The organism is Cupriavidus sp. BIC8F (assembly GCF_032465815.1).
Taxonomy (GTDB): Bacteria; Pseudomonadota; Gammaproteobacteria; order Burkholderiales; family Burkholderiaceae; genus Cupriavidus; species Cupriavidus necator.
Genome location: NZ_CP136098.1, coordinates 99,123 through 111,307, shown reverse-complemented (window position 1 = coordinate 111,307; position 12,185 = coordinate 99,123). Strand labels below are relative to the sequence as shown.

The following is a 12,185-nucleotide window of genomic DNA, read 5'->3' as shown; positions in this document are numbered from 1 at the left end:
CCCAGACCATGAATTGACCCGATTGGCTCTGCCTCGCTGCCACCTACGCCCCAAAGCGACGAAACCCTCGGCTTTGGGGCTTCTTTTTTTTGGAGTCGTCATGAAACGACTGGACATCGAAGTATCCAGCTCAGCAGAGGCCGAGTTGCTTGGTGGTTGCGTCAAGGTCATCAGCTATGACCGCCACGGGAACGTGACGGCGACGATCACGACTGAGAGCGCCGACAGCCTGGCAGATGCGCACCTCATGGCTGGCTTTCTCGAGCTGGAGCGCGCATCCAGGCTGCGGGGAGCAGTCTTCGAGCGTTATGAGATGGGGGGTCTAACCGTCATCCCGCGCTTTGTCACGTCTCAATCCGCGCTGAATTCGTGACCATCATGCTCAGCCAGATTTCCCCTTCATGCTGGCGAGTGGCTCTCCACGCGCCTCGAATCCCGGTGAGGGCTGTCCTGTTCAAGCCCGACATTGAAGACCTGGTCGAGTGGCCTGTCATCCCGGTGAACGTGGGAAAGCTACTTTCCTGCTGGGAGCGCGACAGCTACATCGTTGGTCCCGTAGGACATTGGCCCAGTTCAAAACGGGCTGGCATCGTAGCATTTCTCGATGAAAGAGGAGGGGCGATCAATGTCCCCCGCGCTGGCATTCACATGCAGCAATTCCCACGCCCCTGGTGGTCGCTCCGGCCCAAGCCTCCCGCGCCCGTCGTCTCGTTCATCAACGGAAGGCATCGCACCCGGTATCTGATCGATGCCGGGGTGAACTCTCTTCCCATCCAGGTACACGCAAGTCAGGCCGCGCTCCTGCGCGAGGTCTGCGCGTAGCCGCATACCGCTGGTCATCGGGAGCCTATATGTCCGAACAGAATGCCCCCATAACCCTGAGCCGGCGACTTGAGCTGGATCTGCATGCCGACGACTATGCGAGGCTCGAAAGAGCAGCGCAGAACGTTGGGATCTCAATCGAGGAATACCTGCGCGTGGCCGCATCCCGATGGTTGGCCGAGGCTCCGATGCCGGGCCAGTCGGCCCCATCGATGAAGCGGAGGCTCGAGTTGCTTATGCACCCGGACGACTACTCGCTGGTCGAGCGAGCTGCTCATGCTGTTGGCTACACCGTAGAAGAGTACAGCCGCCTGTCGCTCCATCTGCAGAGCAGGGGGATGTTGGAACGGTCTGTGAAGCCATCAGTGATCGAGAGACCAGCTGGTATGGTCCAACAAGTGGCGTCTTGGCTAACCTCTATTCCTCCCACGCCTGCCCACGCACCTGGCCGAACGTTGCAGCGTATCGGAGAACGCAACAACGTGGGAGTCCCACATGAGTAGCAAGTACGTGGAACTCGGTGCGGGATTCTTCCTGACGGACGTTGACAGCTTCACATTTGAAATCTGCGACGCCAACTCGTCAGACCCTGACGTCTACTACGGCCCACTTGCCTGGAATGGCGGCGTGGGTCCCGCTTCCTCCCGACGTCTCGCCTTGGTCGAGCCGTCCCAAGCCAATGTCTACCTGGCAGCGATGATGGCTTACGACAGAGACGAAGGCGAACACCCCGGAGACATGCCCTCTTGGCCAGCTACGGCAACCGTCTGCGCAGCGGGATCGGAAGCAGGCCTCGGTGATCTTCATGGTCGCCAGTTCGACAGCGAAGAAGCGCTGGTCAAAGCGGTCCGTCGCCTGACGCGGTCTATGCCGCGGAAGGTCTGGTCGGGATCGTCAAGTGCTGCTCGCCTGGAGTCTCTCAAGTTCGCCACGGAACGAATTCTCGGTAGCAACGCCGAGTCCATCAGCCGGTACGAAAAGATCCACTGACCCACCAAAAACACCCATGGACGGCTATTTCATCAAGACAATTGGTGCCAACCGCGGCAAGCCGCGTGTTTGGCTTCAGGGACTCGAGCTGGAGCGCGCCGGCTTCGCGCCGGGGCAGAGTTATGAGGTTGAAGTGAAGGGAAAGAGCGTGGTGCTCACGCTGAGCAAGGACGGGACGCGTACTGTGACCCCGAAGCAGATTCGATCCCGCACGATGCCCGTGATCGACCTGAACAGCAACCAACTGCTGGCTGCGTTCGATGGCATGGCTGCGATCCGGATGGTGGTCAAGGACGGCCAGATCTACCTGCTGCCGCTGGCATCCGAGCTGAAGAAGCAAGAGCGTCTGCAGCGCCTGAGATCGCGCATGGAGAATGGCGAGCCCTTGCGCATCGGCAGTCTCTCGCACGGCGGCGGCATCATGTCGCATGCCATCCATGCAGGCCTGCAGCGGGCAGGGCTCAAGGCGAAGCTCGAATTCGCGAACGAGATCCGTCCCGAGTTGCTTGAGCACGCGTCTGAGTTTAATGATGCCTGGTCAGACGATACCGTTCCCCTGGCCGCACCCATGCAGGAGCTGGCATTCGATGATCGAGGCCTGGCCCACGTCCCGAAGGTGGAAATCCTGGAGGCCGGTATCCCTTGCTCGGGAGCGAGCCGCGCGGGCACGGCCAAGCGCGGGCTCAAACATCCGGAGGCGCATCCGGAGGTGGGTCACTTAGTCGTCGCGGCTCTTGTGATCCTCAACAAAGCTGCTCCGGCAATTGTGACTATCGAGAATGTGCCGACCTACGCGAATACGGCCTCGGCCAGTATTCTCCGCTCTCAGCTCCGCGATCTGGGTTACACCACACACGAACGCATTCTGAATGGAAAGGAGTGGGGCGCCATCGAGGGTCGTGACCGGTGGTGCATGGTTGCCGTCACGCAGGGGATCGATTTCGATTTCGAGCAGCTGATGCCGCCGAAGGCGATGCGCCAGGTGATTGGGGATCTGCTCGAAGACATCCCACCAGAGGACGCTCGCTGGGGAACCATGAAAGGCCTCGTTGAAAAGGAGGCGCGCGACTTGGCCGCAGGCAAGAACTTCAAGATGCAGGTCTACACGGCTGAAGAAGAGTCCGTTGGGACCATCACAAAAGGCTACGCCAAAGTCCGCTCGACTGATCCGAAGCTGCGGCATCCGGATAACCCGTCGCTGATGCGTCAGTTCACCTCGGTCGAGCACGCGCGCTTCAAGCAGGTGCCCGAGCACCTGCTTGGTGACGCGTCAGAGACCTTGAAACACGAGATGCTCGGCCAATCGGTCATCTACGAGAAATTCGCCGACGTGGGGCACCACATCGGCAACTCCGTCAACCGCTTCGCCGGACGCCCCGAAGTCGAGATGCGCGACCGGATTGCTCAGGGCTTCCAGAACCAACTTGGAGTGGACCAGGATGTCGCTCAACTGGCGGCGCATGTTGTCGCCGACCTGCGGCGCGCGGAGCCTGGCGACAGCCGCTATGTCGGCCCGATTGTCGCTGTACGCGAAGATCTGGTCGTGCAGAAGATTGATGCGTGCTTATCCGGTTGTCTCCCAAGCCTTCTACCGATAGTATGTTGGGCATCTGTGCCAACCCGGGGCAACCATGGTTATTGACGTGCTTGACCGAGGCGATCTGCCGTTTCCAGGCTCGCTGCCGGAGTTTCAGCGGATGTTTCCAGACGAAGCGGCATGCATGGCCTACCTTGAGCGCGCTCGATGGAGCGATGGGTTCATTTGTGACCACTGTGGCTTGCTTGGTGAGCCGTATCGCTTTGCCAAGCGCCCCGGCGTTTTCCGTTGTCGCCATTGCACACGCGACACGAGCCTCACTGCTGGCACCGTCATGGAGCGCACGCACACACCGCTGTCGGTTTGGTTCTGGGCGGCGTATCTGGTCGCCAGTCAGACGCCTGGCATGTCGGCCGTTCAGTTCCAGCGCCAACTCGGCCTGTCGCGTTACGAGACCGCCTTCCAGATACTCCACAAGTTGCGCGCCGGCATGGTGCGCCCCGACCAGGATCGGATCGGTGGCAAGCCTGAGGAACACGTCGAGGCCGATGAGGCCTACGTCGGTGGGCGTACTCGCGGCAAAGGCAGGGGCGTGCACGACATGGTTCTTGTGGCCGGCGCTGTCGAGGTTCGGCAACGCAAGCTTGCCGGCAGCCGCAACAAACGCAAGAGCGCACGGTATGCCGGACGAGTTCGGCTCGCTCTGGTTCCTGACCGAAGTGCCCGGTCGCTGGACGGATTCATCGAGCGTACCGTTGCATCCGGCGCAACCATCATCACCGACGACTGGAGCGGTTATGCCAAGCTGGGCGAGCGCGGCTATGGCCATATCGCCATCGCGCAGCGCGGTGACATGCAAGTGGCCGAAACCTTCCTGCCGATCATTCACCTTGTGTTCTCCAATCTCAAGACCTGGCTGCGCGGTATTCAGCACGGTGTCAGCCCGCAGCACCTACAAGCCTATCTCAACGAATTCACTTTCCGCTTCAACCGCCGTTTCTATCCCTTCAACGCGTTTCGCTCCCTGCTCGGCATCGCTGGTGACGTCACCGCGCCGACCTATGCCGAGCTCTATGCCAAAAAATCGCTACCCACTACATCTAGTGGGTCTGGGAGCTAACCGGATAAGCACGGATTGATGATGTCACGGGCGTCCTCCATCAGGCCGTGTCGCTGCGCGAGATGCCGAAACTCGGTCAGGCCGTGGAGATCCGCTATCGCGACGGCTGCGCTGTCGTGATGGCCGCGACCAACACTGCCGCACTCCCAGCCCCGGCACCGACTGACTCGCCTGCTGTCCGCAGCGCGAAGGAACGACTGCTTGCCGAGACGCGACCAGCCATTCCAGATGACTACAACGCCTTCGATACGCTTCCCAAGTCCACCAGGCTGCGGATGTAAGTTTCCCTGACCGCTTTTACCACATACATGTATGAATGATTTCAAAGGCATTTCCGCCGAATTCCGGGACATGGAGGCACGTGAGGCTCGCGAGTGGCATGCTATGGAGCAACGACACGCGGAGGGGCGTGCGAATATGGTTGCGCGCGCGCGTGCTACTTTCGAAGACACTGGCGTCTACCGCTATCTCCGTGAACAGGCGGATTGCATTGAGCACGAGGGCTACTTCTGCCGATATGAGCGCGACGTTAACGTTCACCGCGCAGACGTTTCCATCGCCTTTGTCGCAAAGCACGGCGAACGTATTGAGGACCGAAGCCGGTTCGGCCATGGATTCTCAGGAGAGACAAATACCCATACCCTGAGTATCGCCGCGGACGGGGATGGCGCTGTCCGCTTCGAAACCTGGAATGAGTTTGACCGCAGTGCCCGAAAGACCTCCACGAAGGCCTTGAGCGATCTATCGCTGGACGACGTCGAGGGGGCTTTCCGGACTTTCGTGCGGGAAGCGTTCGTGGATCGCAAGCTGCACGACGACCGCAAGCTATCCCCCCGGCTTACCGGGGCTGATCTCTCGTAGACACGGGCCTGAGGCTGCGTCGAAAGCGCCAGGCCCGTTGGATTGCCTTATTCCGTGCGACGGCGTGCCGGCGCAGCAGTAAGGTCTGGCGCTGATATGCGGTTTCAATCTCTGTGATCTTTGATCGGAGCGTGGCAATCTCCACTGCAGTTGTTTGCAGCACGCTGTCCCTGTCGCTTCGCGCCTTAGCAAGATCTCGCTGCAGTTGCTCGATCTGTCCAGCAAAGCGCTGTTGCTGGCCCTCGGCCGACTCCTTGGCCGCCAGAAGTGCGTCACAACGGTTTTTCGCTTCGGTCAAGCGGCTTTCCGCCCCCTCGCGGGCGACTCTGTCCCGTAGGGCGGCTTGTTTGAAGTCATCCGCTACCGTCAACAGCCGGCGCTGTTCACTCATCAGCTGCGCGACCTGTTGTTGGACCCCATTTAGGGCTTGCGCCGCCAACTCGGCCTCCTGCCGGCGTATTTGCAGGGTGTTCTCCAACTCGGCCTTCCACTCGCCAGCGCTTGCCTCTGAGATATTGTCAAATCTGGTGTACGAGGGCTGATCGTGGCCGGCTGTCAGGCGGCGAGTTTCTGCTGAACCGGCGGATTGTCATGCGCCGGAGTTCCGTCCTTGAAGGGAACGCCCTTCAAGAGCAGTTCGATGTGTTCGGCACCGTTGATGCGGCGCCAGGTTTTCTCGGCTTCCTCGATCAGCTTGAAGGCCAGGCCAAGGAAGGTCGCTCGGGACACGCAATTGCGCGTGCGCGTCGTGCGGTGACGCACGGTCGCGAAGGTTGATTCAATCGCATTGGTCGTGCGGATGTGCTGCCAGTGCTCGGCCGGGAAGTCGTAGAACGTCAGCAGGCTGTCTCGATCTTTGGTGAGCACGCCGGTGGCCTTGGGATACTTGGCGCCGTAGATCGTTACAAAGCGATCGAAGGCGGCATCGGCATCGGCCCTGGTGGCTGCCATCCAAATCGCCTGCAGATCTGCCTTGGCGCGGCCATGCTGGGATTTTGGCAAGGCGTTCAGGACATTGCCCATCTTGTGGAACCAGCAACGCTGGGTACGCGTGGCCGGGAACACCTCTTCCAGGGCAGCCCAGAATCCCATGGCGCCATCGCCGACCGCCGCCAGCGGGCCAGCCTGCAAGCCGCGGGATTTCAGGTCCAGCAGGACTTCCACCCACGATGCCTTCGATTCCCGATAGCCGTCACCGATCGCCACGCGCTCCTTCCTGCCGTCGGGCGTAACGCCGATGATCACCAGCAGGCATTGCCCGTCCGAGCCTTCGCTGCGCAGACCCGTATGGATGCCGTCCACCCACCAATACACATACCGCGCCGCTGACAAATCACGCTGATTCCAACTCGCATGCTCGTCTGCCCACTGCGCCTTCAATCGGCTCACCACGTTGGCCGATAGCCCTTTGGCATCCTCGCCCAGCAGCACCGACAGCGCCTCGCTCATGTCGCCTGTCGAGACTCCCTTCAGGTACAGCCAGGGCAGCGCCGCACTCACCCGCGGCGACTTCCTCACATACGGCGGCACGATCGCCGAGTTGAACTTCACGCCGGAACCGGACCGGTCGCGCACCTTGGGCACCTTCACGGCAATCGGTCCGGCGCCCGTCAGCACCTCCCGCTCCGGGAGGTAGCCATTGCGAACCACGGCGCGCTGCCCGCTCAACGTCTTGACGTTACTGAACTGCTCAAGCAGCTCTGCCAGTTCCACTTCGATCGCCTCCTGGATGACCCGCCGGGCCCCGCGCCTGATCAACTCCTCGAGCCCAAGCCCGATTTCCGATAGACCGACTGCTTCTTTACCCTTATCCTTGCTCATGGTGGTGGACTTTTTTTGTGCTGGTTTCCGATCTCGACAATCAGATTCTCAGCGAAAAGCTCCACCGCCCTCGACTCCGCGCCTCAAATCCCCCGCCGTACACCACTTTCGACTTTAGCTCCTTGCCTCTGCTGCGAACCGCCTAGCTCTCTCCGCGGCGACCGCCTGATCCAACTCCGCAACCTTTTGCTGGAGCAACTCAATCTCTCTTGAGAGTGTTGTGTTGCGTGCCACGACTTCGTTGCATTGGGCTTGTGCCAGATCTCGTTGCTCGGTGATGGCCAGCACCTCGCGGACGGCTTCCTCCCGCACCTCTTGGGTCGTTGCCTCAGACTGCGCTACCGCGCTTTGCCAGACGTCAGAGGCCAACTGGCCGAAATGGTCCAGCAGGACTTCGGGCACATCTGGACGCTGGATTCGGATCCGGGCTGTTTTCCGCAGGTTCTCCCAGAAGCCGTTGATCTCTTCCTGAGCCGTGCTCATGCTCGGCGACCGCCCGTTATCCGCCAGCAAGCTGACGACCCGCTGGGCGCTTGGCCGCTGGCCGAATGTGAAAAATAGGTCTCTTGCTAGCTCCCGAATCTGGTCGCGGTAGCCGGCGCGGCCTGGGAAGCGCTCTTTGATGCGCAGGACCAGTTCGGAGAGCTGTGTTTCCGTGGAATCGACAGGGTTCATGGCTGATATTCCCGGTGCTGAGGGCTGGAAGGTTGCGAATACGACACTCGCCGCGCGTGTCGTCGATAGCGTAATTATACGCCGTAATACGTTATAGATGTTACTTCAGTCTGTTCATTCTTGACATAGTGCTACTTATGTTCATTTCTGATAGCGTAGTAACGATACGTAAGTTATACTGCCCATGCAGCTTCCGCTGCACATGCGCTCGGCCTGCTGGCCGTCTTCACGGGAGAATCAGATGACCAACACGAATAAGCCGCTGCCTTCCTTGAAGGCGATGGCAGAGAGCAAGCTGATGGACGGCGTCAGCAAGCAGACGATCTTCAAGCTCGATCCGCGCATCGTGAAGGTTCGGCCAGGACACAATGGCCGGATCAAGAACAGCGGCCTGCGTGCCCACATCGACGCCATGAAGGTCTCCATGCGGACTGCTGGCACAGCGGCTTTCCCACCGATTGACGTTGAAGTCGATGACGGCGAGATCTTTCTGGTCGACGGCGAGTGCCGCACGACCGCCGCCATCGAGCTTATGGACGAAGGCCATGACCAGCTGTACCTTGACGCTCGGCAGTTTCGCGGCTCGGAGGACGAACGCATTGCCCACATGCTCACGTCCAATCAGGGTCGGGGCTTTAATGGGCTGGAACTCGGGCACATCTACCTGCGCCTGCGGCGCTGCGGATGGTCGATTCAGCGAATCTGCGAGCGTAACGGCAAGTCGGACACTCACGTCCAACAGATGATCGTGCTCGCCGAATCCCCTTTGGAACTGCAGGGCCTGCTGGCAGCGGAAAAGGTCGGCACGGATGCCGCTGTAGCAGCCATCCAGAAGTACGGCGTGAAGCGAGCCCTTGAGATCCTCCGCGCCATGGTCGAAAAGATCGGCGGACAGAAGAAGATCACCAAAACCGCGGTGCTGGGGCGAGCCTTCTCCCGAACCACCGTCGATGACGTAGTTGCATCCCTCGACACCTTCTACAACCGCCTGTCGAAGCAACAGCTTTCTGAGCTTTCGACCGTTCTTGAGAACAACGACGCCGAGTTGGAAGGTAAGACGATTACGCTGCCCGCAGCCAGTTTGAAGGCATTGCTCGATGCGCGTCAAAAGATCGAGGGCGAACGCCAAAAGCACAGGAAGAAGGACGCGAAGGTGACTAGCGCCAAGCCTGCTACGCAGCTCGACCACGACGACGAGATGTTCGACGTTGAGGATCTCTGCAGGGGTTGATCCGTACGAAACCAAACACACTAAGCTGACGGAATGTCGGACAACCTCGCCCTGCGCCCTACCCTCATCACTCCCAGCGACGCCTACGCGACGCTGAGGAAACTCGCGCTGCCGCAGCACCTCGACGGCAGTGCCGGCACCAATCGGAATCCGGGCAGGCAGCAGATCTCCGCTGACCGGGATTGGGACGCCATCCAGGTCTGGCTGAGCCAGTACAGGGACCGGCAAGCGACTTTCCTTGCATACGAGAAAGAGGTTTCCCGCTTCTATGTCTGGGTAATCCTCACGTTGAAGAAGCCCCTATCTTCCGTTGTCCATGAGGATTGGTTGCGCTATACCGATTTCCTTCTCGACCCGCAGCCGGCTGCGCTTTGGGTTGGTGCCAAGCGGCCTCGTTTTGGACGAGATGGCCGCGTTTCGGAGGCATACAAGCCCTTTGCCGGCCCGCTCCAGCCGAAGAGCATCTCTTTTGCCGAGCGCGCCATCTGGCAGATGTTCGCCTGGCTGCGTGACGCAGGTTATTTGGCCGGCAACCCGCTACTGACGCTGTCCCGCCGTCGCGGAACGCCCGTCCTCAAAACGAAGCGCACTGACCGGATGCTGGAGGACGATCAGTGGCTTTCCCTGCTGAACTGGCTTGCCGCCTTCAAGCGCAACACCATCAATGCGCGACGGCAGTACGCACGGAACCGCTGGTTGATCGCTCTCTTCTACTCAACCGGAATTCGCAGCAGCGAAGCCTTGACTGCGCAAATGGGCGATATCGTCCGAGTACGAGACCCAGTCACGCAGAAGACCCGAGCATTCCTCCAAGTCATTGGGAAGGGATCGAAGCCACGCGACATCCCGCTGACCGACGATGTGCTTAGCGAACTGAGCCTGTACCGACAATCGTTTGGACTGCCCGTCACGCCCGCCCCTCGCGAGGCCACTCCGCTCATCTTCTCCATCCAGGTGAAGAAGCGATTCCGCCCGATCACTCGGCAAGCCCTATATACAGTCTTCAAAGGGATGTTTGAAGCAGCAGCCGAAACGCTGGAGGACAAACAGGATGCAGATCACCTCCGTGCAGCGTCGACTCACTGGCTACGGCATATGGCCGCTTCCGCCATGCTACGGAACGGCACACCGCTTCTCGTCGTTCGGGATGTGCTCGGCCACGCTGATCTGGCCACCACGTCACTCTACTCGCACTCGCAAGCGCTAGACATGCACAGAGAGGTGGAAGCTCACAACCACCTGGATCTCCACCAGGTGGGCAAGTAATGAGCGGGCTAAACCGCCCATTAATGTTTGCACAGTACACGTCGATAATTTGTCAATTCCGTATCGTTATACTTATACCCAAGGAGCAAGAAGATGAACAAGAATGCCGCCGCTACCATCGCCACCGGGCTCGCAATTCTGTTGAGTGCCAATGCGCACGCCGAGCAGAGTGTCATCTACGTCAGCCCGCCGCATATCGCCTATGAGATCCAGGTGCTGGAGAAGGGCCGCGTAATTCACGCCACTACCGTGTCGGCGATTCCCGGGAGTTCCTCGTCGTCCAAGACGGGACAGACAATCAGCTACCTGGCCTCCTGCGATCGCACCGCAGAAGCTCTCTCGTGCAACCCCGGCACGGTATGGAATGGATTCGAGATCGAATTGACGCCTGCGCTGGCAGCCAATGGCGATGTCACTACTGAGGTCGAAATCAAGGATAGTCAGGTGATCAGCATGGATACCGTCATGCAGGATGATGGCTTCCTGGTCCAGGCTCCCCGTGTCAGCACCGCTACCGCAAAGATGCGGGTCGCCATGCTGGACGGTAAAGCCATTCAATTGCCGTATGCGGACGTCTCGACCGGCGTATCGCGCGAGATCAGCATCATCGCCCGGAAGATCTGACCATGGGGCGCGACACCAACAGAGTTGTCCTCAAGGGCACCGTGGCCGGCGCTCCGGAGACTCGCAGTAAGGCCTCTGGCGAGAAGGCCGTTACGCTGCGTATCGCCACGGTGGAGCGCGTGCAGCGCAATGGCGAATTCACGGACTTCACCAACTGGCATCGTGTGGTGTGCTTCGGCATCGTGGCCGAGGAAGCCTGCAATCTGGTCCAGAACGACCGCGTCAGTATCGAGGGAAAGCTGCAGACGCGGAAGTACGAGGTCGAAGGTAAGACATCGTATATGACCGAAGTCATCGCGTTCGATGTCGACAAGCTCGCCCCCGGCCTTGCGACCGGTGAGCGCAATGCCCCCACTCGTTCTACCGAACGGCCAGCGAGCCGGCCCGCTGCCAACCCGCCTGCGGATACGGCCTGGGATGAGGATCGACCGTTCTAGCCAATGCTATGACAGCCTCCATGCAGCGAGTGTCCGTCGCATTCTTTCACATCGTCACCCAGAGTGGTCAAGATCTCGGCTGGGTTGGCTACTGCGAGCAACTGGATGAGGCAATGGTCCCGGCTCTACTGCATATGGGCGGCGAAGACGGGGCGAAGAAGCGTGCTGAGACAGATCCACCGAAGCCGCTTTCCTTTCACGGAGGCAACGTATTTGCCCCGGCCTCATGGATGTTCAAAGGCGTCCGTGACGAAACGTATGTACCTGTCGTCAAGGCCATGGACCACGCAGCCCGCGCAGCCTTTGCAGAGAGTAAGGGTACGCCAGAGAATCCGTCGCCGCGGCGGCCCAGTGCACCTAACGCATTCTGAAACGAAGCACTTTTTTATGGAGAGCGAATGATGAAGAAAACCATGCTTGTGATCAGCCTAGCTATGGCTGCTGCCCTCGCCGGCTGCACAACGACTGGCTCCAACAACACCATCACGGACCAATCTAAGGTCGCCATGATCAAGCCAGGCGTTACAACTACGAAAGATGTGGAACGCATCTTTGGTCGCCCTAGCAATGTGCAGTACCTCGAGAAGGGCGAGCAAATCTGGTCGTACCAGAACGTCAGCACTGGGGCCCTCGCCTACATTCCGTTCGCCAACATGATGGGCAACAGCATGAAGGAATCGACTCTGGTCTTCCGCTTCACCGGTAAGGGCGTGGTGAAGGAATTCCAGCAAGCCGAGAACCGCCTGTAAGGAGACCCAATTGGGGGTGTCGTTGAGGTACTGCATGTAGACGCTGCCGCCC

At 59.9% G+C, this 12,185-nt stretch carries 16 protein-coding genes; 13 read left to right on the top strand and 3 right to left on the bottom strand.

The window, feature by feature from the left end:
- The first annotated feature begins 100 nt into the window (after positions 1–100).
- The 7 genes from RS901_RS38440 (at position 101) to RS901_RS38410 (ending at position 5,330) form a co-directional block, all read left to right on the top strand.
- Complete coding sequence (locus RS901_RS38440) at positions 101–373, top strand: hypothetical protein (RefSeq protein WP_316157874.1); 273 nt, start codon at positions 101–103, stop codon at positions 371–373.
- A 5-nt stretch (positions 374–378) separates the two neighbouring features.
- Positions 379–822, top strand: a complete 444-nt coding sequence (locus RS901_RS38435) for a plasmid fertility inhibition factor family protein (RefSeq protein ID WP_410054275.1) — start codon at positions 379–381, stop codon at positions 820–822.
- Positions 823–1,317: 495 nt separating this feature from the next.
- The gene (locus tag RS901_RS38430; RefSeq protein ID WP_316157872.1) at positions 1,318–1,812 is read left to right on the top strand and encodes a hypothetical protein; all 495 of its coding nucleotides are present in this window, start codon (positions 1,318–1,320) and stop codon (positions 1,810–1,812) included.
- 16 nt (positions 1,813–1,828) lie between these two features.
- Entirely contained in the window at positions 1,829–3,454 is a 1,626-nt protein-coding gene (locus tag RS901_RS38425) for a DNA cytosine methyltransferase (RefSeq protein ID WP_316157871.1), read from the top strand.
- Entirely contained in the window at positions 3,444–4,469 is a 1,026-nt protein-coding gene (locus RS901_RS38420; protein ID WP_316157870.1) for an IS1595 family transposase, read from the top strand. Before RS901_RS38425 ends, RS901_RS38420 begins: the two co-directional genes overlap by 11 nt.
- Before the next feature lie 47 nt (positions 4,470–4,516).
- On the top strand, positions 4,517–4,750 hold the full coding sequence (locus tag RS901_RS38415) for a hypothetical protein (protein WP_316157869.1): 234 nt from the start codon (positions 4,517–4,519) through the stop codon (positions 4,748–4,750).
- A 31-nt stretch (positions 4,751–4,781) separates the two neighbouring features.
- A complete protein-coding gene (locus RS901_RS38410) occupies positions 4,782–5,330 on the top strand; it encodes a hypothetical protein (protein WP_316157868.1) in 549 nt (182 codons plus the stop codon).
- Here the strand turns inward: RS901_RS38410 and RS901_RS38405 are convergent.
- The 3 genes from RS901_RS38405 to RS901_RS38395 all read right to left on the bottom strand — a co-directional run bounded on the left by RS901_RS38405 (position 5,308) and on the right by RS901_RS38395 (position 7,826).
- Entirely contained in the window at positions 5,308–5,808 is a 501-nt protein-coding gene (locus RS901_RS38405) for a hypothetical protein (protein WP_316157867.1), read from the bottom strand. The two genes, RS901_RS38410 and RS901_RS38405, sit on opposite strands and share 23 nt — an antisense overlap.
- 77 nt (positions 5,809–5,885) lie before the next feature.
- Positions 5,886–7,151: an IS256 family transposase gene (locus tag RS901_RS38400; RefSeq protein WP_316154236.1), complete on the bottom strand. Its 1,266-nt coding sequence runs from the start codon at positions 7,149–7,151 to the stop codon at positions 5,886–5,888.
- 114 nt (positions 7,152–7,265) lie between these two features.
- Positions 7,266–7,826 (bottom strand): DNA-binding protein, encoded by a 561-nt coding sequence (locus tag RS901_RS38395; RefSeq protein WP_316157866.1) that lies wholly within the window; start codon positions 7,824–7,826, stop codon positions 7,266–7,268.
- 241 nt (positions 7,827–8,067) lie between these two features.
- Between RS901_RS38395 and RS901_RS38390 the strand changes: the two genes are divergently transcribed.
- The 6 genes from RS901_RS38390 to RS901_RS38365 all read left to right on the top strand — a co-directional run bounded on the left by RS901_RS38390 (position 8,068) and on the right by RS901_RS38365 (position 12,133).
- Entirely contained in the window at positions 8,068–9,057 is a 990-nt protein-coding gene (locus RS901_RS38390; protein WP_316157865.1) for a hypothetical protein, read from the top strand.
- Between the two features lie 33 nt (positions 9,058–9,090).
- On the top strand, positions 9,091–10,323 hold the full coding sequence (locus RS901_RS38385; RefSeq protein WP_316157864.1) for a tyrosine-type recombinase/integrase: 1,233 nt from the start codon (positions 9,091–9,093) through the stop codon (positions 10,321–10,323).
- 93 nt (positions 10,324–10,416) lie between these two features.
- Positions 10,417–10,947, top strand: a complete 531-nt coding sequence (locus RS901_RS38380; RefSeq protein ID WP_316157863.1) for a hypothetical protein — start codon at positions 10,417–10,419, stop codon at positions 10,945–10,947.
- A 2-nt stretch (positions 10,948–10,949) separates the two neighbouring features.
- Positions 10,950–11,384, top strand: coding sequence for a single-stranded DNA-binding protein (locus RS901_RS38375; protein ID WP_316157862.1), 435 nt, complete (start codon positions 10,950–10,952; stop codon positions 11,382–11,384).
- Positions 11,385–11,404: 20 nt separating this feature from the next.
- Positions 11,405–11,755: a hypothetical protein gene (locus RS901_RS38370; protein WP_316157861.1), complete on the top strand. Its 351-nt coding sequence runs from the start codon at positions 11,405–11,407 to the stop codon at positions 11,753–11,755.
- Positions 11,756–11,782: 27 nt separating this feature from the next.
- Positions 11,783–12,133 (top strand): outer membrane protein assembly factor BamE, encoded by a 351-nt coding sequence (locus RS901_RS38365; protein WP_316157860.1) that lies wholly within the window; start codon positions 11,783–11,785, stop codon positions 12,131–12,133.
- Positions 12,134–12,185: the final 52 nt, after the last annotated feature.